We start from the raw sequence: 21,988 nt of genomic DNA, 5'->3' as shown, positions 1-21,988 counted from the left end.
TTAATAATATTTTTGTTAGTTACCAGGAATGTAAAAAAGGATAAGAAACCGATCTAGGGTTCTTATCCTTTGTATTCGTTACGAAAGTATTGTTTAGCTCTTGCCGTCTAAATGATTTCGCTCTGTGATAATGAAGTGATTAGAAGTCATATTTAACATTCAGCTCAATAGACTGTTCTGCACCGTACCAACAATTGTATTTGTCGTAGCAAGTGTAATTATCCGTATCAAACAGGTTGTTGACGATTAGGTTTGCCTGAGCACCAGTTAGTGATTCACTTGCATAGCCTAGGTCGTAGCCAACAGAAAGGTCGACAACAGTATAGGAAGGAACTTTACCTTGAGTGTTGGATGTATCCATCTGCATTTCGCCCACATATCGAGCTCCACCGCCAATACGAGCGCCATCAAGCATGCCTGAGCTAACGTAGTAGTTAGTCCAAAGCGTTGCTGAATGTTCAGGTACATAAATTGGCGTTGTTCCCTGTAGACCATTCTCGCCGTCTTCAGTAATTTCAACATCCAAATAGGTGTAGCTAGCCAGTACGTCAACTGAATCACTTGGGTACCAACGAGCTTCTAATTCGACACCTTGAGAAGTGACTTCACCCACTTGTAATTGACCTTGGTAATCAGCCGATGATGGATCAGTGATAACCACGTTCTCTTTCACAATATGGAACACAGAAGCGGTTGACTCAATCACACCATCTGCAGATTGATACTTCATACCACCTTCAATTTGGCTACCGGTTTCCGCTTCAAACGGTTCATTAAATGAACTTACGCCTGCGACAGGCTCAAAACTTGTCGCGTAATTAATAAACGGTGAGATGCCATTCGAGAACTCATAGAGTGCACCAACACGGTAAGAGAATTCACTTTGGTCTGCTTTGGTAATCGCACCATCGTAGTTACTGCTTGCTTCATATTGATCGTATCGACCACCAGCAATGACAACAAGTGAGTTGTAACGCAGCTGATCTTGGAAGTAAAAACCAAGCTGCTCTACATCGACTTTATCATTACTCACACTCGTCGCAGACAGCTGACTACGATCGATCATATTGTTGTTCGGATCGTAGACATTAAACCCACTGATGGAACCGAACGAAGAATATTTTGCGTCACCGCTAAGCTGTTGATAGTCAAAACCAAATAGCAAATTGTGCTCAACGTCACCGGTGAAAAGCTGCTTAGATAATTGGTTATCGATAACGAAGCCAGTTGAGCTTTCATCCGTGCTGTAGATGTTACGAGTTAACTCGCCTGTTTGAACATTAAAATCACAGTAGCCGATACTTTCATCACAGTAGTGATAAGTATTTTCTTGGTACAAAGAGGCGTCGGTATAACGTGCATTTTGTAGGAATGTCCAGCCACTCTCAAACTCATGGTTAATCTTGTAGCCCAACATTAACACTTCACGTTCAAATGTACTCCAGTTCTTGTCCCCAGCCGATGTCGAAGGAGAAATAGAACCAAGTGAGCTATCCGTAATCATACCCATTGAAGGTAGCGATGAGTTAATCCCCATAGAAGGATCATTCTGGTAATAAAGATTGAAATTAATGAGTGTACGATCAGTCACTTGCCAGTCTAAAGATGGCGCAAATACATAACGCTCTTCTTCAGCAAAATCAACTTGGCTATCTTGTTTACGAGCTAACGCAATAATGCGGTAAGAAAAGTCACTATCACCGATTTGACCAGTGGTATCGATTGACGCTTCCATCAGGTTTCTTGAACCAGTGGCAACACCTACGGACGTACTGTCTTGCGTCTGCGGAGCTTTAGCGATGATATTAACCATACCTCCTGGTGGCATTGCTCCGTATAGTACCGATGTCGGGCCTTTGAATACCTCAAGCTGTTGAATTGCAATCGGATCGATCTGCGGTTGTAAGTTCCAACCATTTAAATATTGAAGCGCTAAGCCGTCATAGTAGTTAACGTTTTTTGTATCAAAGCCGCGAATTGAATAGTTGTCATACATTGTAACTGACGCACCTTTTTGCTCAGTTACTACACCCGGTGCGTAGCGAAGTGCTTGCGATACGGACTGAACACCACGCTGCTCAAGCAACTCACCATCGATAACCGTAATACCTTGCGGCGTTTCTTCAGGCTCTAAGGCAGTCTTTGTCGCCGTATTTCTATACGCTTTACCCAAAACAGTAATTGTTTCTAGTTGAGTCGTATCTGAAGTGTCCTGTTCGGTTGCCAAAGTGGGAGCTGAAAATGTAGCTAGCAACGCAAGCGCTAGGGCTGAGCGCTTAAATTGAGTTGTGTTGTCCATGTTGTCCTTCTGTACCAATGCTTTTTCTTTGTTGAGAATAAATATCATTTGCATTGTATTTATAATCACGAAAGAAAGTTAACAATTTGGTGCAACTTAAATAGAAACCATCGACAGAGGCAGAGTGCACGCTAATCACACCTTGGTAATCGGCACCCAATACTCCATTTCTGCATCCCGTGAATCCGCATTATAGCTCTCCGGGTAAACCTCTAGTTCATATCCGTCTACACCACGATAACCAGAAGAAGGTAACCAGTGCAAAATAAACCATTCAAGAGTTTTCGGTAAGCTATGTATTGGCCCTTTATGCTTAACCGCCGCATAGGTCTGTTGTGGTACATTCAACACTTCTAAGGTCTCAGAGACCAAGCTCGGTAGCTCAGGTATAGGGAAAGTATCACTGAGTTGCATGCCTGCCCAATATTCTATATTGCTGCCATCAAACGCAGCACGAGTCACATCCACCACGCCAAGAAAGTTTCCTTGCGATTTCGGATGATGAGCAGCTTCTAGCTCTAATTTCTGCCACAACTGGGGAACGACATAAGCAAAGTCAGGCGAGAGCGAAAACAGGCCTTTTATCTCACCGCGAACACCATTGAGAACAAACGCAGGCTTGGTATCAATACGCACCTCAACAAACGAAAATGCATTAGCACCGTCAATGTTCAATTCAGAAACTTCGATAGGCTTCTTTAAACCTATACGCTGCGCGTTTTTTTTGTAAGCTCTAGGGCTTTGACCAAAGTACTGTTTAAATGCGCGGCTAAAAGCGATTTCTGAATTGAACCCCATCGACAATGCAATATCGATAACACGTTGATCAGAATCTAAAAGCATCTCTGCTGCTGCACTCAATTTCAATTCGCGAACATAGTTAGCGACCGTTAGACCAGTTTCAGCTTGAAATACACGTTGCAATTGCCAGCGAGACCAACAACTTTTCTCTGCAATGTCCTCAAGTGAAAGAGGCGCATCAAGATTGCTATGAATAAACGTTAGCACCTTACTTATACGATTAAACGTCGCAGCAGTTTTAGTTGTATTTAATGCTTTAGCCACAGTGTCCCCATAAAACAGCTTAGTTAATGACATTTTTACCATTACTTAATGGCAATAGCACGAAATCAGCGCATAAAAATGATAATCATTTACAACAATGCACCATTTTGTTAGGTTTCTTAATATAGATTACGCTACCTTTTCGAGCACTTCACCCAAATCCAAATGAAAGCACTATATGTTTCCTGATTGGCTAAAACCGGCTTGGTTTCAGGCTCCACCCCCAAAGGTTTATCAATCGATATTTGACTACTCTAAGCGAGTTTCCCCTTACCTAGAAGGAAGTTTTGGTGAACTACCAAAGACGTGCATTTCTACTCGCACCAAGCTAAGTAGCGACCAAATCAAAACCCTATACTTACAACTTGCAGAAACTCATCCCGAAGCAGGTAGCAGTTACTGGTTGACCCGAACATGGGATTTACTGTGTTGGCAGCCTATTTATATTACCTTTATCTCGATTTACGGATTGAAGTCCTTACCCGATTTTAAACATTTTGGTCAGTTCACCAAACACAACTACATCGCTGGATATCGTTTTGCCTCCCCTGATCATGTTCATGGCGAGATAGAAGAGTTAATCCCACAAGCGGCCGAGCAACTCACTGCACTATTTGACCATTACCGAGAGCAAATAAACCAATGGACGCGTATTCGACCAGGGTTCACCAACCACCTGTTAGCAGACCTGATTCTTAGGTGTCTAATTCTGTTGCAAGAGCATGAACCAACCCTCGACAACGAGTACATCACTGAACAAGCCAGATTGTGGCTTCATGGATTTAACTTACCGGTCAAGCACCTTGCTAGTTTGCAACTTCATCCCAAAGGCGAAAAGCTCATCTTGGCTCGAATGAGTTGTTGCCTTGTGTATAAGTGCCAGTCGGGAACACTGTGTGCCGATTGCCCAAGACAAAAGCAGAACAAATCTAGAGAAAAAGCGTAATAGCGGCTCAATGAGGTCAGCCCCAAATTAACGCTTCAATAGTCATGCGTATTGGTTAGAATAAAAAGTAAGTGATATAACTTTGGCGCATAGAAATGGTTACTTTAGAGCAACAGCTATCTCGATTGGATCTCAACCTGCTGGTTTCACTCAGTGTGTTACTCAAAGAGAAAAATGTCACACGAGCTGCGCAAACACTTTACCTTTCCCAACCTGCGATGAGTCGAACTCTAGGCCGCCTGAGAGACTTATTTGACGACCCATTATTCTATCGTGAATCCAGTGGTTTAGTGCCTACCCAAAAAGCACTTGAGTTGCAGTCTCCGCTCGAAGAGCTACTTCGCAGCTTGCATAGTTTAGTCGCACTGCCCACTTTTACGCCTGAGCAATGTGACCAAACTTTTGTCTTGTCAGTGCCCCCACTGATGAGCCATTTCTTGTGTATTCCACTTGCAACATCCCTCAATAACCAAGCCCCTTTAGCCAGCTTAGTTGAGTTTCCTGTCGCAAGAAATCCGGTCCAACAACTCGCTTCTCGCGATGTGGACTTTTCAATCCATGTTGAAACCCCTGACAATGGCATCGAGTTTCCTTACGAGAAGATCGGCAGCTCATACCCTGTTTTTTATGTCTCGCCTCATCATCCACTAGCAAACAAAAAAAACGTAACACTTGAAGACTGTTTAAAGTATCGATTCGTCGATATGAGTCTGGATATTCGTTCCTCTTTTGGAATGAGCAATCCAGTGGATGTCTTGCTGGCTAAGAAGGGAGTTGAGCGAGATATTGCTTTTAAAAGCGGTCAACTAATGACACTTGTCGAAGTTATGCAACATAGCGAAACCGTGATGATTTCGTCTCACCTCGTTGCGGGCTCAAAAGAAGTGCAAAATAAGCTGGTTCCAGTTTTTGCCCTAGATACAAATCCAGATTGTGTTGTCTGCTTATACCTTATTGAACATAAACGAACTGCGAATAGCGCGGCTCATCAATGGTTTAAGCAACTTCTCATCGAAACAATTCAACGAGAAGTGCTCATCGTATAACGGAGTTTCGTCAGCCGTTACTTAAGTTGAAGATCACTCGGTCGCCATGATTTATCAAACCAAGCTTCAGTCGGACCATACGCTCGGAAGATAACGTTATAGCCCTTGTTAGGCATCGTCTGAACCCAGTTGCCTTCCCAACCTTTAGGCGCCTGTGGCGCAAAGTGGATCGTAATGGAGCCATCTTCATTCTTGCGAATATCCTCACTCAACCCGTCAACACCTGCTGATTTCTGGTCTGTCTCTAGCATTGAACGCGTTTGGTTGTCGTAAACCATAAACGACCAGAAGTTTGCCACAGGAACACCTTTCGGTAGCGTCACCGTGTAGTGTTTACTGCCATCAAGCAGTTGGTCTGACGCGTCGCGTGTTGCAAGAAGATACGCAGAGCCTTTACCCACTGTATTGGTCACCATATCTGGTGTAATCCCTGTCGCCATAAAGTGGAATGTGGCTCGTTCATCGACAGAAATAACCCCTTTTTCATCCATAAATTCATGACCTGAGATTAAAGGCGTAAACCAGTGGCGATCATCGTACACTTTCATATTTTCTTCAGGATAGAAATACGTCGAACGTGTTTCTGCCGTAGCGATCTTAGCTGCTTCAACAAAGACCGCCTGCATACGTTCATCAGGTTCAAATGCCTTACCTTTTTCGAGCCCTAAATCTTGCGCTAAACCGATCCACTCTTGGTCCCAAATTTCGTTCGGCTCATATTGAATCAAGGTATTTAGCTCATCGTAGAACTTCTCATTCATTGCATGAACAGTATTGTATTGTCGGTCTGTGAGATTGATAAACTCAGTCTGATCTTTTTCGCCGTATGGATACAGCTTCATCGTTTGTTTTAGCTTGGCGATGTTGTTATCCACTGTCTCTTTTTGGCCGACAATACGCAGAAGCAACCAATGCTGGTACCCTTGCGTTTCAATTGGAATATACCCCTCTGGCACTTCACCTTGATATGAGCTGTGATAGATAAAGTATTTACCTCCTTTACCTTGATCTAATGGGTGTGTCACTCCGACTTTTCCGGCAAACTTGAAAGCGGCGTTATCTAACAAGCCTAACACTGGGGTGCCGACTTCTAGTACAACAGGGCCCTCTTTTACGTCGATTTCACTCGTGACATAAGGTGTTGTGGTGTTCGGCGTTAACCAAATACTGCGCGCATTCAACATGCCCTCAGAAATACCGATGGTCTGATTCGGTTTCATGCCAACACTTTCATGTCCAGCAAACAAGCCTTGCATCGACGCCACTTGTATTCCAGACAAGAACACTCTGACCGCAGTAGCCGTATCAACAAAGTCTCGCGCTTTTAGGTGAGTGTCTAGGGATGGAGCGCCAGATACATAGTTCATTTCCCCCAGATACACTGAATCCACTTTCTCGGGGGTGATGATATCGTCTGGTACGTTTGCTTGATATTTCGGTGCGGCCATCGCCGATACTGAGACTGATGAAATAAGTGCTGCTAGTAATAATTTAGACATTTTTAAACCTTACTTTCGATTGAACCTGAACGCACGCCTATGTCCTTTTTACTCTAATCCGATTTAGACAATAATTGCCTATAGCGCGTTAACTTGGATAAATCATAAACAACATTAGATATACTTAAAAATCATAATATTTAATATCTGTTATGCACAAAATGGATAGTTGGCACGAGGAACCATTGAACGGAAAAACCGCCAGACTGGCTCTCACAACAAGTTCCTGGGTACAATAAAACCTCCGTCTCTATGAGCCGGAGGTTTGTCTATTTGGCTACCGTCTTTGTAACCAAAGTATCATTCAATATTAAGGAAGAGAGTAATGAACCCTAGTGACATCGGCAAAGCTTACGACCAAATAACCCATATGTGGCAAAGCGACGATTTCAATATGAAAAATGGCATTGATGCACATAATCGTGCTCTGCAATTTTCAACCAATAGCGGCAAAGCTCTAGAGGTGGGTTGTGGCTGTACATGTCGATTTATCGATTTACTCTCTGAGCAAGGCTTCGAGGTTTCTGGCTTAGATGTTTCTACTAAGATGCTCAAACTGGCCAAAGAAAAACGGCCCGAAGTCAATTTTATTCAGGCTGATATTTGTCAGTATCAGCTAGAGGATAAATACGATTTTATTACTGCCTGGGACAGCATTTGGCATATTCCTTTATCGCAGCAACGTGATGTTATCACCAAAATCATTGATAGTCTTAACACTGGCGGCGTGTTTATTTTCTCTTTTGGTGGTACAGATTCTGAAGGTTCTCACACCGACAGTTTTATGGGCCCAGAAGTGTACTACTCGTCACTTGGCACAAACGGGTTCTTGAATTTGTTTATTGAACTTGGATGCAAAATTCGACACTTAGAGTTTGACCAGCACCCTGAGTTACACACCTACTTAATCGTAGAAAAAGCGTAATAATGATCAAATAAAAAGAAGGCGATACACGCCTCCTTTTTGGTTGTAATAAATTACTTTGTATGCGGCAGTTCAACACCTTGTGCGTAGCTAACAATCTCTTTTTCAGAAGTTGGCTTATACATACGTAAGATGCCTGTCCAGCCCGCTTCGACATCAATATTGTTCACTGCCGAATCACCACAATTGAAGTTTACAGTGTAGCTACCATCTTGGTTCGGTTTTAGCTCACCTTCACGATTAGACAATGCGAATTTCTCGCGATGTACATACGCATCTTCACCATACGTTGTGATTGAGAAGAAGCCTTGCTCATCAAGAGGTGGAGCATCAAATGTCATTGTCTGACATACACCTGAACGGTCTTCTGCAATCAATACTTTGTAGAACGCATGCTCACTCGGTAAACCACCAAAGCCCATGGATGTCATTCCCAGCGCATGGAACTGCTCAACTTTTCTAGGCTGAACATTTTGTTCTGGCTTTATTGCCTTACCTTCGGGAGCCCCCATCGCTTTGGTAAAGTCTAACTGCATAACATTCGCTTCCAATGCAATACGGACTTGCTCACGTTCGTTCTGGTCAAAGCCTTTTGGTACGTAACGCTCCGAAGAATTAGCCGTTCCTTTGATCATATCTTGCTTACGATTACCTTCAGCAATATGAGCAGGGTTGTTCGATTGTACCTGAGTTCGTGCAATAACCCACACATGCTTACCTGATGTCAGCATATCAGGCGTCACAGTCACTTTATTTTTACCTTGCTCTGCGTAAAGAACCGCAACAGTGCGATGGTTTTCATCAATTACCTGCAGAGTTTGGTAACTGTCTAGCACCGGAAGCTCAAACGTAACCCCGCCTTGAGTATCCCAAATTGACTTCGAGTAGAGCGTGTCGCGATTCTGACGAACCACCGTTTGGGTTTCCATAGTCAATAAAATACGGTCATGTGTGAAGTGGTTGATCCCTGATTTAGCTTGCTGTTCAAAGAAATATTTGTCTGATTCAGCTGAAATGAAATTCCCTTTATTAACCTCAATATCTCCTCCGTTCTTAAGCTGCAACTCCGTTGGTTGTCCTTTCTTCGGTAGATGATCACCTAGATCATGTGCGATAGCCGGAGAACCAAATGCAACCAAACCCATTGCAACGATTGAAGCGATAATTGTGCGTTTCATAAAGAATCCTCATTTTTTATTCGAAGAGATAACGCGGAGTGCGTACCTCTTGTCTACGGGATTCATAGTAAACAAACACCAAAATCATGTTTGATAATCGGCGGGCTCAAATTTGAGCAAGCCCTTCATCTGAGGTAAGAGTGAGTAAATTCGCTTAGCTAGAAAATAAAAAGCCACCCTAAAGCAGGTGGCAAACGAAAAACAAACAGGCAGTAGATTGTTCGTTTTCTTTTATGGTGCTCAAACTAAGCACCAATAGGTGAAATTCAATGGCGTTAATAGGTTTCAAAAACCCCAGCGTTGTAATCTTGAATCGTCTGTTCAATCTCAGCCATGCTGTTCATAACAAATGGACCATAGTGCACAACGGGTTCATCAATCGGTTCACCAGCAAATATCAACACTCCGCTCATTTCATGTGCTTCAAGTTGAAGTAGTTCGCCCTTAGTCAGCAATGCCATCTCATGTTGCTTAATTGAACGTTCACCGATCTGTACATGTCCTTGGTAAGCATAGACCATCACATTAAAATGTTGTTGGAGTTCAATTTGCGTTTTTTGCCCTGACTGTGCACGCCAATCAACGACACTTAACTCAACACCTGTCTTGTCGAGAGGCCCACGAATAACCTGGCCATCAGCGATAACTGTCCCCGCTAACGCACGTAGCATCCCACTAAGTTCGGACTGGTGTTCAGTGATAACCTCTGGCTGAAAATCAAAGTACTGAGCAGGTTTCATCTTGTCGCGAGCTGGCTGGTTTATCCAAATCTGGAAACCATGCAACTCACCTTCTTCCATGATTGGCATCTCACTGTGAATCACACCTCGACCCGCAGCCATCCACTGTGCCCCTCCGGAGCGAAGCTCACCGACATTACCCATATGATCTTTATGCTGGAAGTGCCCTTTCATCATATACGTCAGTGTTTCAATGCCACGGTGTGGGTGAGGGGGAAAGCCACCGACGTAATCTGCTCGTTGGTCAGATTTCAGTTCATCGACCATTAGGAAAGGAGAAAAATGAGAGTTGTTAAAACCAGCCACACGCTTGATCTTCACCCCATCACCATCGGATGTAGCATGTGCTCGGATGATTTGATTGATTTGTCTTGCGTTGCTCATGAGAAGCTCCTTGGCTGTGCTTTAACTGAATGAAGTCAGTTTAACGCTTCAACCAAGGAACTTGAGCAGAGGGATTAGAGCTAGTCGTTCGAAAACATTGAATAAGTAGGGCTCAGGACTAAACGTCCATTAGACCTTGAAAAATGCAAGTTGTCGCTTTTGTTTTTCCGCTAACAATGACAGCTCGCCACTTGCCGTTGCGCTTTGACTAATGCCAGATACGTTCTGATTCACAAGTTCAGATATGTTAATAATATTACGGTTTATTTCTTGAGTTACTTGGAATTGCTCTGATGCAGCGGTTGCAACTTGAGCATTAGCATCATTAATATCTTTAACCGACTCAGTAATACCGACAACCGCATCACTTGCCTGCGCAGTCAGCTCATTGTTGTCAGTCAGCATGGTTAGGCTAGTTTCCATACTTTCATTGGCTAAGGATGATTGCTTCTGCAAATCCTCAACGATAGATTGGATTTCTGTCGTTGATTCCTGTGTTCTCGCCGCCAGCTTACGTACTTCATCTGCTACTACAGCAAAGCCTCGGCCAGACTCTCCAGCTCGGGCAGCTTCAATAGCTGCGTTCAATGCCAATAAATTAGTTTGCTCTGATACATCACCAATCACTTCGATAACGTTATTGATTCTCTCTGACTTTTCTTGTAATTCAAGCACAACTTTTGCTGCATGGTTCAGAGCTTCAGACATTTGCTCACTCGCATGATTGGTCTTTTCAAATATATCTAAACCTTGTTTGGCAAAGCTGTTTGCTTCATTGGCTGTCGTATCAGCAAGAGAGGCGTTCTCACTCACATTTTCAGCTGTGCTTGCTAATTGATTTGCTGCAGAAGCAACTTGCTCAATTTCACTAAGCTCTTGTTGAGCATTTTGTTCGGCTTGATTCATTACAGTTGCCAACTCTGTGGAAGAAGCAGCAACGAGCTCTGAAATTGAATTAAGTTCACTCACCGTTTTATTAAGTTGTTCTACCGTGGAGTTAACATATTGACTTAGAAGTGTAATCTCATTATCACCTTCAACCTCAGTGCGTACTGAAAGGTTGCCAGCAGCTAGTTCTTTCATTACTGCCTGAAGCTTTTGAATTGGAGTAACGATTATATTGGAGAGGAAGTAACACATTATCAGTGAAAAAACTAACACAAGGCCAACCGAAATCCCGGCCATTTTTTGCACATTGGCGTTAATGTCTTTACTTTCTTCTAGCTCACGTAAAATGAAATTATTGACGAGAGTAGACAAGTCATTGATCGACTCCACCATATTGGCGCCAGCACCTTTATAGGATTCAATGAACTCTTGGTATTCTTTGTCACTAATCACCTCTTGCTCATGTTGGCTTGCCATTTCTACGGATTTCGCCGAGAAAGAAAAGTAAACTTCGATAGCATTATACGTATCATCAAGTTCTGTAGTGAAAAGTCCGCTTTCTTGAGCGGCAATACTATCCAAGTCTTTTTTTACACTCTCTCTCAATGGTTCAAGAGTTTTCACAAAATCCGCGCGTAGTGAATCATTGTAAAGTGCATACACACCAGCGATGCGTAGTGGATAGATTGTATCGTCAATTTTTGACAAGGTATCTTTATAAAAGACCAATGAATTAGTGTGAAACTCGATCTCTTCTTGTTCATGGATCAGTCTGTCCTTTGCGACCCACAAGGTCACCAACAAAATGATGCTTGTAAGCAATACAGGCAATAACGCTTGGTTTCTTATAGAAAGATTTTTTATTGAAAACTTCATATACAACTCATTAGTAAGTTTGCTGAATTTGCAATCAATATAAATAAAGAGCAAACAAGGTAAAGATACAGCCAGCAGTTTAAGGAATATCCACATATCACTTAGGTGATTTCTTACAATCCTACTAATTATGCAGTCAGGAGCTCGGCTTAATAGAGCAATTAAGTGACCTAAAATGTTGGTAAATCTAAGGTAAAATCAGACGTAAAAATCCCTCAAAACTATGCCTATAAAAAGAGAGATTGATCATCAAGCCAACACTTGAAAAGTATTGGAGTCAGTTTGAATAGAGTTGCTTCAAGGAGCTCGGCACGATCACTTTGTGTACTGGAGCAACGAAGAACATATAGATTTTGCCGAATCTATTTTTGACATGCACAACCGTCGTAGCGTGCAGTGTCGCCGTGTTTCCATTCGGCACTAGAAGAAATGACAAACGAACATTAAGGTGCTTATCGCAATCTTCCACTACGATTTCATGATGACGCAGACTGACAATAGAAAAGATCCCGACTTGATCGCCAACGTTATACTCTTCAATGGGTTTGTTTTCATTAAGATCTGCCATCCGACCTAAGTGCTTTAAACCAAGTTTAGACACAATGCGATTGCGTAAATCCATTAAGAAATTAACCCATTTAGGCGTGCGATTGACCATCTTGAAATAGATTTTTAGAGCCGACTCACCTTGATAAGGAAGCTCAATTGAAAAGCTATCAGCAAAATAAGCTTGGGGAAGATACGGGTGAATATCAGCCTCACTAGGCAATTCTATTGGCATTTTTATCTCCATTTCTCGCAGGCAAAACCACCTTAGCGATTAACGCAGACAAAACAAAGGCGAGGCAATAAAATCCTCGCCTCGTCTCACCAATAATACGTGTTAGCTATCGAATGTTCTGTTGCCAGTGACGATATAACCCATCGATATCAGCACTGCTCAGGAGCTTCATGATTCCTGCAAGCTGTTCATCAGACCAATGCCACCACTGCATTTCACACAATTTATCGATTTGCTCGGGAGAAAAGCGAAACTTAATGTGCTTAGCGGGGTTAGAGCCGACAACCTCATACGGCTGCACATCTTTAGTCACCAAGGCTCGACTGGCAATAATTGCTCCATCACCAATGGTCACACCTGCCATGATCATCGCCTCTGAGCCTACCCAAACATCATTACCTATTACAGTATCACCTGAGCGCTGAAAGCCATCTTCTGCACCTGAAAAATGTTCGTTATCTTGATAGAAAAATGGGAATGTCGTTATCCAATCAGAGCGATGGCCTTGGTTACCTGCCATCATAAATACCACGCCTGAACCAATTGAACAGAAATTGCCAATGATAAGTTTATCGACATCATTTCTATCAGACGTCAGGTAGCGAGCGCAGTCATCAAAACTGTGTCCGTGATAATAGCCCGAGTAGTAACTATGGCGCCCAACGATAATATTGGGGTTAGTCACTTGCTCTATCAAAGGTTTGCCAGCAAATGGTGATTCAAAGTAGTTCATAGTTTCATTCTTTTAGTTAGTCTCTTTGAGGTCTCTTGACCTAGCGTATTTAGGATATGCCGAAATTTGATGCTCGTCACTCTACTTTCACTGGTGCTGAACTAAGCCCGCACATCACAAAACTTACGTTGGTCTCAGTATGTCATCAGGTTAAGATAAGCCGTCAAATAGTCATGGAAGTTAAAACAAAATAATGAACGCTCAAGAATTTATTGATGCGGGCGTAAAATATACCCCGCACACTTTCCAGTTGCCGCTGGACTATTCAAAGACCGATGCCGATACTATTGAGGTATTTGCACGAGAGCTATCACTGGTTTCTGATGGTGACAGTAACAAACCTTGGTTGGTCTACTTTCAAGGTGGTCCTGGCTTTCCATCACCACGCCAAAATGGTCATAGTGGTTGGGTGAAGCGTGCCCTGCAAGAGTATCGTGTATTATTGCTCGACCAACGTGGTACGGGTAACAGCAGTGTCATCAACCATCAAACTCTAGCTCACCTAACTGCTCAGCAGCAGGCTGAGTATTTAAGCCATTTCCGCGCGGACAATATCGTGCGTGATGCTGAAGAAATTCGTAAGCAGTTCGGTGTTGAACAATGGTCTATTCTAGGCCAAAGCTTTGGTGGTTTTTGTTCACTGACCTACCTTTCATTGTTTCCTAAAAGCCTAACGCGCAGCTTTATTACTGGTGGTGTACCTTCAACAACTCGCCATGCTGATGACGTTTACCAAGCAACGTTTAAACGCACATTAGAGAAGAACCAAGCCTTCTTCAAACAGTTCCCGAAAGCGCAACAGTTATGCAAACAGATTGCTGATCACTTGGTTGAGAACGAAGAGTATTTGCCTAACGGTCAGCGTTTTACTGTTGAACAATTCCAGCAGATTGGCATTAACTTCGGTATGAGCGATACCTTCCTGCCAACTTACTATACGCTTGAAAATGCGCTAATCGAAGTCAATGGTAAACCGCAATTACGCTATGAGTTTCTAAACAGCATGTTGATGGAACAAGGCTTTCAAACCAATCCAATCTACGCAATTTTGCATGAATCGATTTACTGCCAAGGTTTCGCCTCCAACTGGAGTGCACACAGAGTCCGTCAAGACAACCCAACGTTCAACTATGACCCAAGTAAGCCATTCTTGTTTACTGGCGAGATGGTCTTCCCGTGGATGTTTGACCAATACCAATGTTTGAAGCCGCTTAAAGAGGCCGCTGAATTACTAGCAGCAAAAGAAGATTGGACACCACTGTATGACGACAACGTACTGGCGCAAAATAAAGTGCCTGTTAGCTGCACTGTCTACGCCGATGATATGTTTGTGGAAATGGATATTAGCCGCGAAACACTAGCAAAAATTCCAAACTCAAAAGCATGGATCACCAATGAATATGAGCACAACGGCCTACGCGCTGACGGCGAACGTATTCTAGATAAGCTGATTGCGATGGGAAATCAGACTGCGGCGACACTAGATTAAAACTCAGTTAAGAAGATAGGTATGAGTTTTTGGAGGAACATCGCAGATGCAGAATAATCGAAAGTGATATAGTCCTTCAAAATCTAAATTTGGAAAAATATGATGCATTCAACCGACGCGATTGAGCTAGTCAAACTAGGCGTAAATATCGAAATCACAAAAGAATCTTCACTGCACCCAACCGACGCTCTAGAAATCGTCAAGATTGCCAGTGAAATTGGTACTCACGTTACTGTGAAAAAGAAGTACCACACGGATGTTCTGATGGAGATGGCGAAAGTAGGACGCGACCATATTACTGTTGCTATATAGACGTATCCTAAAAACGGTTTAGACCTAATCTTCACCGTCAAATAAAGTAGAACGTGCAACATATTGGGGGCAATATGTTGCACGTTTTTGCCAGAAAGGAGCATGGATTTTCTGACATTAGCGATGTTAAAGCCGCTAATCTGTTTAGCCATCCGGGTGACCTTCAGTGCTTCTATTTAAAGGACTAACCTCCAAACAAAGGCATCACTCCCGTTTGACGACAAACTTCGTTTAAGCGAATCTGAGCTTTCAAGATGTTCTCTTTCCAGTGTTCATCTTGCGCCCACATTTCGATCACCAGTGGCACTACACACTCCGTTTCTTTCAATGTTTTGAAAATCGCATTGAAATCGACTTCTCCCTCGCCAATCACTAAATCACGGAACTGTCCTTTGTATTCAGGAGTGACGCGATACGTGTCTTTAAGGTGAATCTGCGTAATGTGCGGTTTACTCAGCTTAAGCTCTGTCACGATGTCATAATTCCAACCTGAGATATTGCCTACGTCTGGATACGCGGTGAAATAAGGCGAATCAATCTCACGGCTTAACACTTCAAACTTGCTCAACGAGTTCAGGTAATCCGTGTCCATGATTTCAACCGCTAACATCACCCCAGCACGCTCCGCCAGCTGTGCCGAAAGCTTCATGCCTTCGATAAAGCGCAGGTGTGTCGCTTGATCTGCAGGCTCGTAATACACGTCGTAACCCGCCAGTTGAATGGTGCGGATACCCAACTTGTACGCAAGCGTAATTGCCTTCTCCATATGGATAACAGCTTGTTCTCGCACTTTAGGATCAGCCGAGCCAAACGGGAACTTACGGTGAGCACTTAAACACATAGACTGTAGTGGCACTTGGTGCTCTTCACATAAGCGGCGTAGGCCATAAACCTCTTCATCGCTCCAATCTAAGCGGCTGCGTCTTTCATCGGATTCATCGACCGAAATTTCAAGGAAGTCAAAGCCTAACTCTTTCGTAGTTTTTAGCTTATCTTCCCAGCTTAAGTCATTCGGTAGGGCTTTTTCATACAGCCCGACACGATGGCGCGCTAAGTTTTGGTACATAACGCCTCCTAGTTCCAGTAGCGGTTGATTTGTTCTTTCAGTGCTTCGGCAGTTTCTTGGCCTTTCTTACCCGCCAATGCGCGGCCTGCAATAAAGGTTTTCGCTTTAATGCCTTCAAATAGGTACAAATCTTCTGGCACGATACCACCAGTGATTGAAAGCTCGATACCCAGTTCAGACAGGGCACGCATCTTAATTAAGTCTGCTTCTGTCCAGCCCACGCCCGCCAACTCAGCATCACGAGAACGGTGGTAGATCGCTTGCGTAATGCCTAGGTCAACCCATGCTTGAGCATCTTCCATGGTCCAGTTACCGTAGATCTCGATTTGAATTTCGCCATTAAATTCATCAGCGACTTTCTTACATGCATCAATGGTTGCAATGTGCGCCGCTGCTGAAACCGTAATCCAGTCAGCTCCTGCTTCAAATGCCATACGAGCCAGAATCGCGCCGCCATCTGTGGTTTTCATGTCACACACCAAGATATGGTCAGGGTGGTTTTTACGCAGTGTCGAAACCGCCTTCATTCCTTCAGCGAACGCAAGGATAGTCCCCACTTCAATCACGTCTACGTAGCTCTCTACATTGTTCGCAACTTCAATAGCAGCAGGCAGGTTCGTTTGGTCTAGGGCGATTTGAATCATTGGTTTAGTCATGGTTTTATCCTTTAATTTGTTCACGTATTAGATGGGCAAGGCCATCTTGATTGTTATCTGTTTTACACACGGTTTGAGCGTTCGATTTGACGGTGTCGTCAGCATTAAACATCGCTACGCCTAAGCCCGCGTATTGAAGCATTGATATGTCGTTGTGATTGTCGCCAATAGCAATCACTTGAGAGGGCTGAAAACCCAGTTTATTCACGTATTCAGCAAGGCGCAGGCCTTTACTATTGCCCTTCGCGGCAAAGTCGATTCGGTTCAACCATGAACGTTCGCCGTTAAAGTGATCTTTGACCCAAGGCGTTTGTATTAAGCGATCGACCGACTCTTGCTCCCCTTCCACTACAAACTTCCACACAAACTCGGTGTTCTTCGCCGTTTCAGAGAATGAATCCACGCGATAGATGTTTGGCTTGTGGCGCTCTGGAGCCTGCTCAGCCCACTCTTCCAATGCCAACATGTAAGCAAACGGGTTGTAATTGGAGTAAGTCATCGCATCGGTAATGTACATCACCATCTTGAGATTGTGTTCCTGCGCTAATTCGATAAACGTTTGAGCATGCTGATGCTCGATGGCGTTCTGCGTTAAAACGGTCTCGGTTTGGTAGTCATACACGTAGGTTCCGTTGCAGCAGATAATCGGAGTTTCTAACCCTAACTCATAGTAATAAGGCCTAGCAGCGGTGTGATGCCTACCCGTAACGATCATCACATGGCAATGTTGCTTGGCCTCTTGGATCGCTTTTTTCACTTCAGGATGGATGGTGTGATCATCAGTCAACACAGTTCCATCAAGGTCTAACGCCAATACTTGATACATCGCCTCTCCTCACATCACACTTATTGCTGCCCGTAGTAAGCATTTTCGCCGTGCTTACGTAAGTAATGTTTGTCTGATAGCTCCGGCTGAATCTTGATGCCGCTGTTTAGTGAGCGTGTAGCCAATGCCATTGCCGACACTTCCTCTAGCACAACCGCGTTATGTACGGCGTCTTTGGCATCTTTCCCCCAAGAGAAAGGGGCGTGCCCCGCCACAATCACACTAGGTACTGCCATCGGATCGATATGACGCTGGATAAATTCTTCGATGATCACCAAGCCAGTGTTCTTCTCATATTGATCAGCAATTTCGCTGTTCGAGAGCTTGCGAGTGCACGGAATATCACCATAGAAATAGTCAGCATGTGTCGTGCCCAGAGCTGGAATATCAATGCCCGCCTGCGCCCAAATCGTTGCACTGCGAGAGTGGGTATGAACAATGCCGCCGATGTCTGGGAACGCTTTGTAGAGCTCCAGGTGAGTAGCAGTATCACTTGAAGGATTCAGCTTGCCTTCAATGATGTTGCCCTCTAAATCCACTACCACCATGTCTTCAGCCGTCATGTCACTGTATTCGACACCCGATGGTTTAATCGCTATCACGCCATTTTCACGGTCAAACTCAGAAACATTGCCCCAGGTAAATGTCACTAAACCGTACTTAGGAAGCTGCAAGTTCGCTTCTAAAACACGTTGTTTCAATTGGCTATATTTGGACATATCGACTCCTTAAGCCGCTTCTGCTTGTGCAAGTGCCATATCAATCAGATTCGCCACATCTTGTGGTGTTTTACATGCACGTAGTTGGGAAAAGTCTTCATCAAACTCGATTAGGTTCGCGACCTGCATCGTACCTTCGATATGCTCTTCTGAATCTTTGCCTGCCAAGGTGATTAATACATCTACAGGCTCATCTACGTCTTCAAACAAGATTGGGGTTTCTAATACCGTTAGCGCAAAGCCTGTTTTGATTACGCCGTCTTCTGGGCGGCAGTGTGGTAGAGCAAATGCATCGTGAATACAGATATATGGGCCTTCAGCGCTGATTGCTTTGATGATCGCATCGTAGTAACGCTCTTCAGCGACACCCGCTTTTACCAAGGCATCAGTACCGATTTTGATAGCCGACTGCCAATCTGCTGCTTTTGCATTAAGTTGGATTGAATTATTGGTAATCAGAGATTCTTTCAAGTTCATCGTTTTGCTCACTCAGTAATTTGTTATTAGTATTTTTATTAGCCCAGCCGCTTAGCCGCTGGGCTAGTTCAGTTATTTATGGAAGTTGTTTTCGATAAGTGAAATCAGCTCATCACCAAAGGTTTTCACCATAATCATGTTCTTCACTGCTAGCTGCTGCTTACCTTCTGGTAGGTTGGTAATCTTTTCAGCCAGCGCAACCGAAGTAACGATGATGTCGAATGAACCTAAGTGTGATTTGTAGTCTGTGATTGCACTGTTGAATGTGGTTGCAGGTACGCCTTTCTTATCTAAGAACTCTTTAATCTTCTTAGAACACATCATTGAGGAACCTTGACCAGAGCCACAGCACACGAGAACACGTACTGGTTTCTGTTCAGCGGCGCTGCTCGCTTGTGGATCCTCAGCCACTGCTTGAGATTTCAGAGGCGCTTCTGACTTAGCCGCTTGAGAATTAGGAGCTTCAACCTCAATTTCTAGACCTTCTGGTGTTACTGCTGTCATGGTTTGTGCTTGTTGCGCTTCGCCGTCTTCTTCAGCTCGCAGTGCTTTCGATGCGAAGTACATGTAAACACCCGCTAGTGCGACAACAACAAAGAAGAACATACTAGAGCTAGAGATACCTTGCATGATTGGTGGGAACACTAGTGCCCAGTCAGCCATACCCATCCAGCCATTAAACTCAGTACCAGATTGAGCGAAGATATGAATAGCCCAAGCCGAACCAACCACCTCGATAATGCCCATTACGAAACAGATCTTCATCACCGCTTTCCAGCCGCCGAAGTGGTTAGCGAAAACACCAATCGTTGCGTTAGAGAAGAACATTGGAATGAAGCCAGGGATGATCATGATTGGCGCGTCGAACGCCAACATCGCCAATACCGCGGTAAATTGGCCTACAGCACCCCAAAGGAAGCCGAACACCATTGCGTTCGGTGAGTATGCGTAGATAGCAGCGCAGTCAATCGCAAGAACCGCATTCGGGATTAGACGTTGAGAAATACCGTTGAACGCTTCAGAAAGCTCGGCAACGAACATACGTACACCAGTTACGATAACTTGAATGGCTACCGCGAATTTCAGACCCGTTTCGAAGATGTAGATAAGCCAATGTGTGCTACCTGCCATCTCTTGAAGGTTATCAAGACCGAAAGAGAGAAGAATGATGCCGAAGAATGCTGTCATGACCAAAGTGGTCGCAGCAATACTGTCGTGGAAGATGTGTAACCATTTCGGTAGGTTGATGTGGTCTACACTGTCGTTCTTATCACCTAACTTCGGAGCAACTTTAGTTGCAACCCAAGATGCAAATTGCTGTTGGTGACCGATCGAGAAGCCTGCTCCGCCTGTCACTTCTTGTGTAGGCTTGAACATGATGTTGGAAGAGATGCCCCAGTATAGAGCCATCAAAATTGCAGAGTAGATAATGGTTTCCCACATACCCGCGCCAAGCACGAAGTAGAAAACAGCAATCAAGCCAGCTTGTTGGAACATGATGTGTCCCGTAAGCATGATGGTGCGGATACCTGTGATTCTGCGGAAGGCTACTAAAAGGATGTTAATGCCTAGCGCCATGAGGACTGCGTACCCAACCCAGGAGTAGTTGTCCCCCATGGTTTCCATAGTAGCCATCATGGAGGTGTACGGGTCAATTACCGAACCTGTCAGTCCATGAATTTCACTCATCTTTTCAATAACAGGTTTAAAACCCGCTACCAGCGTCCCCGCACCCACTTGAACAATCATAAAACCAACAATGGTTTTGATTGAACCCGAGATAACGGTTGTTGCGTCACGTTTGAGAAGGATGTAACCGAGACAAGTTACGATACCGAGCAGCAAAGGTGCTTTAGTCATAACCTGACTGTAAAAAATATAGAAGATATCGTATAAGAACTCCATATCTTTACCCCTGATATAATTTGTATTTTTAATGGTTTGTAGGATTCAGTGATGTCTTGTTTTGCTCACGAGACAAACTTTAACAATCAAAAGTAATCATTCAATGCTCACTTGTGATTACTTTGATTTATATCAATTATCCACCTTCAGAATGTGGTTAATTGGGCACTGGATCACACGAAAAACATTATTTTCAATAAAAACAACAACTTATAAAAACACGTGATTAAGATCTTGTTTTTCAATTACGATGATTTGACAATCACCAACGTGATTATTAGAATCACAACAAATCAAAAGTAATCATAAAATTGTCACAGAGACTAATAGAGTGATAAATATGAACGAAGTGCAAAGACACAACGGTATCTTATCGTTACTAGAAGAAATGCAGACGATTAACGTCTCTCATATTATTGATAATTTTAATGTTTCCCCAGCTACTGCAAGGCGTGACATTGCAAAATTAGATGAGCTTGGCAGGCTTCGAAAGGTACGAAATGGCGCCGAAAGAATAGAAAATCAAAAGAGAAAGTGGTCACCGCTCAATATTAACAGCACAGAGTTTTATGAAGAGAAAGCTCAAATAGCGCATGCTGCTGCGGAGCTTTGTCAGGCTGGTGACACAGTAGTCATTAACTGTGGTTCGACGGCTTTCTTACTAGGTCAACAATTGTGCGGAGAAAACGTTCAGATCATCACGAACTACTTCCCGCTCGCAAGCTATTTGATCAACGAAGATCATGACGACGTGATCATCATTGGAGGCCAATACAACAAAGCTCAAAACATCTTCCTAAACCCAGCACCAAACTCATTGGGCGGCTATGCAGGGAACTGGATGTTTACATCAGGTAAAGGGCTAACAGATGCAGGCCTTTATAAAGCCGATATGTTAACCGCCGTTGCTGAGCAACAGATGTTAGAGCAAATCGACAAGTTAGTCGTTGTGGTAGACAGCTCTAAAGTTGGCCAAAGAACCGGAATGCTATTTTGCAATACTCAGCAAATAGACATTGTTATTACCGGTAAAGATGCCAACCCAGATGTTGTTAAAAAGATCGAAGCTCAGGGGACGCAAGTCATCTTAGTGTAAGTCCGAAGGGCTAACCCGCCCCAGAATAATTATTAATTTCAGCTCAGTGCCTTAGTCCAAATTAAGGCGCTTGGCTCCCTAC

At 43.7% G+C, this 21,988-nt stretch carries 20 protein-coding genes; 6 read left to right on the top strand and 14 right to left on the bottom strand.

Annotated elements, in window-relative coordinates; genetic code table 11:
- Positions 1-139: 139 nt before the first annotated feature.
- Entirely contained in the window at positions 140-2,299 is a 2,160-nt protein-coding gene (locus tag AAFX28_RS04545; RefSeq protein WP_408686050.1) for a TonB-dependent siderophore receptor, read from the bottom strand.
- A 135-nt stretch (positions 2,300-2,434) separates the two neighbouring features.
- On the bottom strand, positions 2,435-3,397 hold the full coding sequence (locus tag AAFX28_RS04540; protein ID WP_408686048.1) for a helix-turn-helix domain-containing protein: 963 nt from the start codon (positions 3,395-3,397) through the stop codon (positions 2,435-2,437).
- A gap of 145 nt (positions 3,398-3,542) precedes the next feature.
- Here AAFX28_RS04540 and AAFX28_RS04535 point away from each other — a divergent pair, with 145 nt between their 5' ends.
- Positions 3,543-4,310: a siderophore ferric iron reductase gene (locus AAFX28_RS04535; RefSeq protein ID WP_408686046.1), complete on the top strand. Its 768-nt coding sequence runs from the start codon at positions 3,543-3,545 to the stop codon at positions 4,308-4,310.
- Between the two features lie 95 nt (positions 4,311-4,405).
- A complete protein-coding gene (locus AAFX28_RS04530) occupies positions 4,406-5,356 on the top strand; it encodes a LysR family transcriptional regulator (protein ID WP_408686044.1) in 951 nt (316 codons plus the stop codon).
- Positions 5,357-5,373: 17 nt separating this feature from the next.
- Here the strand turns inward: AAFX28_RS04530 and AAFX28_RS04525 are convergent, their stop codons facing one another.
- Complete coding sequence (locus tag AAFX28_RS04525) at positions 5,374-6,855, bottom strand: DUF1254 domain-containing protein (RefSeq protein WP_408686042.1); 1,482 nt, start codon at positions 6,853-6,855, stop codon at positions 5,374-5,376.
- 325 nt (positions 6,856-7,180) lie between these two features.
- On the opposite strand from AAFX28_RS04525, the gene AAFX28_RS04520 reads away from it, so the two are divergent.
- Entirely contained in the window at positions 7,181-7,780 is a 600-nt protein-coding gene (locus AAFX28_RS04520) for a class I SAM-dependent methyltransferase (protein ID WP_408686040.1), read from the top strand.
- A 53-nt stretch (positions 7,781-7,833) separates the two neighbouring features.
- On the opposite strand, the gene AAFX28_RS04515 is transcribed toward AAFX28_RS04520, so the two are convergent.
- The 5 genes from AAFX28_RS04515 to catB all read right to left on the bottom strand — a co-directional run bounded on the left by AAFX28_RS04515 (position 7,834) and on the right by catB (position 13,360).
- Positions 7,834-8,958, bottom strand: coding sequence for a DUF1254 domain-containing protein (locus AAFX28_RS04515; protein WP_408686038.1), 1,125 nt, complete (start codon positions 8,956-8,958; stop codon positions 7,834-7,836).
- A gap of 275 nt (positions 8,959-9,233) precedes the next feature.
- On the bottom strand, positions 9,234-10,082 hold the full coding sequence (locus AAFX28_RS04510; RefSeq protein ID WP_408686036.1) for a pirin family protein: 849 nt from the start codon (positions 10,080-10,082) through the stop codon (positions 9,234-9,236).
- A 129-nt stretch (positions 10,083-10,211) separates the two neighbouring features.
- A complete protein-coding gene (locus AAFX28_RS04505) occupies positions 10,212-11,846 on the bottom strand; it encodes a methyl-accepting chemotaxis protein (protein WP_408686034.1) in 1,635 nt (544 codons plus the stop codon).
- A gap of 277 nt (positions 11,847-12,123) precedes the next feature.
- Positions 12,124-12,627 (bottom strand): DUF2867 domain-containing protein, encoded by a 504-nt coding sequence (locus AAFX28_RS04500; protein WP_408686032.1) that lies wholly within the window; start codon positions 12,625-12,627, stop codon positions 12,124-12,126.
- Between the two features lie 106 nt (positions 12,628-12,733).
- Positions 12,734-13,360 carry a type B chloramphenicol O-acetyltransferase gene (gene catB / locus AAFX28_RS04495; RefSeq protein WP_408686030.1) on the bottom strand — a complete coding sequence of 209 codons (627 nt, stop codon included), beginning with the start codon at positions 13,358-13,360 and terminating at the stop codon, positions 12,734-12,736.
- A gap of 193 nt (positions 13,361-13,553) precedes the next feature.
- On the opposite strand from catB, the gene AAFX28_RS04490 reads away from it, so the two are divergent.
- Positions 13,554-14,849, top strand: a complete 1,296-nt coding sequence (locus tag AAFX28_RS04490; RefSeq protein ID WP_408686028.1) for an alpha/beta fold hydrolase — start codon at positions 13,554-13,556, stop codon at positions 14,847-14,849.
- 99 nt (positions 14,850-14,948) lie between these two features.
- Complete coding sequence (locus AAFX28_RS04485) at positions 14,949-15,161, top strand: hypothetical protein (protein ID WP_408686026.1); 213 nt, start codon at positions 14,949-14,951, stop codon at positions 15,159-15,161.
- Between the two features lie 184 nt (positions 15,162-15,345).
- Here the strand turns inward: AAFX28_RS04485 and AAFX28_RS04480 are convergent, their stop codons facing one another.
- From AAFX28_RS04480 to AAFX28_RS04455, 6 genes are all read right to left on the bottom strand, one after another.
- Positions 15,346-16,227 carry an L-ribulose-5-phosphate 3-epimerase gene (locus AAFX28_RS04480; RefSeq protein WP_408686024.1) on the bottom strand — a complete coding sequence of 294 codons (882 nt, stop codon included), beginning with the start codon at positions 16,225-16,227 and terminating at the stop codon, positions 15,346-15,348.
- 8 nt (positions 16,228-16,235) lie between these two features.
- On the bottom strand, positions 16,236-16,883 hold the full coding sequence (locus AAFX28_RS04475; RefSeq protein WP_408686022.1) for a 3-keto-L-gulonate-6-phosphate decarboxylase UlaD: 648 nt from the start codon (positions 16,881-16,883) through the stop codon (positions 16,236-16,238).
- A gap of 4 nt (positions 16,884-16,887) precedes the next feature.
- Positions 16,888-17,709 (bottom strand): pyridoxal phosphatase, encoded by an 822-nt coding sequence (locus AAFX28_RS04470; protein ID WP_408686020.1) that lies wholly within the window; start codon positions 17,707-17,709, stop codon positions 16,888-16,890.
- A gap of 20 nt (positions 17,710-17,729) precedes the next feature.
- Positions 17,730-18,428 carry an L-ribulose-5-phosphate 4-epimerase gene (locus tag AAFX28_RS04465; RefSeq protein WP_408686019.1) on the bottom strand — a complete coding sequence of 233 codons (699 nt, stop codon included), beginning with the start codon at positions 18,426-18,428 and terminating at the stop codon, positions 17,730-17,732.
- A gap of 9 nt (positions 18,429-18,437) precedes the next feature.
- Positions 18,438-18,905, bottom strand: a complete 468-nt coding sequence (locus tag AAFX28_RS04460; protein ID WP_408686017.1) for a PTS sugar transporter subunit IIA — start codon at positions 18,903-18,905, stop codon at positions 18,438-18,440.
- Positions 18,906-18,977: 72 nt separating this feature from the next.
- Positions 18,978-20,810, bottom strand: coding sequence for a PTS ascorbate-specific subunit IIBC (locus AAFX28_RS04455; RefSeq protein WP_408686015.1), 1,833 nt, complete (start codon positions 20,808-20,810; stop codon positions 18,978-18,980).
- Between the two features lie 340 nt (positions 20,811-21,150).
- Between AAFX28_RS04455 and ulaR the strand changes: the two genes are divergently transcribed.
- On the top strand, positions 21,151-21,906 hold the full coding sequence (ulaR, locus tag AAFX28_RS04450) for an HTH-type transcriptional regulator UlaR (RefSeq protein WP_159657777.1): 756 nt from the start codon (positions 21,151-21,153) through the stop codon (positions 21,904-21,906).
- Positions 21,907-21,988 lie beyond the last annotated feature (82 nt).

Source organism: Vibrio sp. TBV020, assembly GCF_046056895.1.
In the GTDB taxonomy this organism is placed as follows: Bacteria; Pseudomonadota; Gammaproteobacteria; order Enterobacterales; family Vibrionaceae; genus Vibrio.
The sequence above is the reverse complement of the archived record's forward strand: the minus strand, read 5'-3'. Positions and strand labels throughout refer to the sequence as shown.

What these genes read in the sequence shown, in the direction of transcription:
- AAFX28_RS04545 (WP_408686050.1), bottom strand. Translation starts at nt 2,299, where the DNA reads ATGGACAACACAACTCAATTTAAGCGCTCAGCCCTAGCGCTTGCGTTG.
- AAFX28_RS04540 (WP_408686048.1), bottom strand. Translation starts at nt 3,397, where the DNA reads ATGTCATTAACTAAGCTGTTTTATGGGGACACTGTGGCTAAAGCATTA.
- AAFX28_RS04535 (WP_408686046.1), top strand. Translation starts at nt 3,543, where the DNA reads ATGTTTCCTGATTGGCTAAAACCGGCTTGGTTTCAGGCTCCACCCCCA.
- AAFX28_RS04530 (WP_408686044.1), top strand. Translation starts at nt 4,406, where the DNA reads ATGGTTACTTTAGAGCAACAGCTATCTCGATTGGATCTCAACCTGCTG.
- AAFX28_RS04525 (WP_408686042.1), bottom strand. Translation starts at nt 6,855, where the DNA reads ATGTCTAAATTATTACTAGCAGCACTTATTTCATCAGTCTCAGTATCG.
- AAFX28_RS04520 (WP_408686040.1), top strand. Translation starts at nt 7,181, where the DNA reads ATGAACCCTAGTGACATCGGCAAAGCTTACGACCAAATAACCCATATG.
- AAFX28_RS04515 (WP_408686038.1), bottom strand. Translation starts at nt 8,958, where the DNA reads ATGAAACGCACAATTATCGCTTCAATCGTTGCAATGGGTTTGGTTGCA.
- AAFX28_RS04510 (WP_408686036.1), bottom strand. Translation starts at nt 10,082, where the DNA reads ATGAGCAACGCAAGACAAATCAATCAAATCATCCGAGCACATGCTACA.
- AAFX28_RS04505 (WP_408686034.1), bottom strand. Translation starts at nt 11,846, where the DNA reads ATGAAGTTTTCAATAAAAAATCTTTCTATAAGAAACCAAGCGTTATTG.
- AAFX28_RS04500 (WP_408686032.1), bottom strand. Translation starts at nt 12,627, where the DNA reads ATGCCAATAGAATTGCCTAGTGAGGCTGATATTCACCCGTATCTTCCC.
- catB (WP_408686030.1), bottom strand. Translation starts at nt 13,360, where the DNA reads ATGAACTACTTTGAATCACCATTTGCTGGCAAACCTTTGATAGAGCAA.
- AAFX28_RS04490 (WP_408686028.1), top strand. Translation starts at nt 13,554, where the DNA reads ATGAACGCTCAAGAATTTATTGATGCGGGCGTAAAATATACCCCGCAC.
- AAFX28_RS04485 (WP_408686026.1), top strand. Translation starts at nt 14,949, where the DNA reads ATGATGCATTCAACCGACGCGATTGAGCTAGTCAAACTAGGCGTAAAT.
- AAFX28_RS04480 (WP_408686024.1), bottom strand. Translation starts at nt 16,227, where the DNA reads ATGTACCAAAACTTAGCGCGCCATCGTGTCGGGCTGTATGAAAAAGCC.
- AAFX28_RS04475 (WP_408686022.1), bottom strand. Translation starts at nt 16,883, where the DNA reads ATGACTAAACCAATGATTCAAATCGCCCTAGACCAAACGAACCTGCCT.
- AAFX28_RS04470 (WP_408686020.1), bottom strand. Translation starts at nt 17,709, where the DNA reads ATGTATCAAGTATTGGCGTTAGACCTTGATGGAACTGTGTTGACTGAT.
- AAFX28_RS04465 (WP_408686019.1), bottom strand. Translation starts at nt 18,428, where the DNA reads ATGTCCAAATATAGCCAATTGAAACAACGTGTTTTAGAAGCGAACTTG.
- AAFX28_RS04460 (WP_408686017.1), bottom strand. Translation starts at nt 18,905, where the DNA reads ATGAACTTGAAAGAATCTCTGATTACCAATAATTCAATCCAACTTAAT.
- AAFX28_RS04455 (WP_408686015.1), bottom strand. Translation starts at nt 20,810, where the DNA reads ATGGAGTTCTTATACGATATCTTCTATATTTTTTACAGTCAGGTTATG.
- ulaR (WP_159657777.1), top strand. Translation starts at nt 21,151, where the DNA reads ATGAACGAAGTGCAAAGACACAACGGTATCTTATCGTTACTAGAAGAA.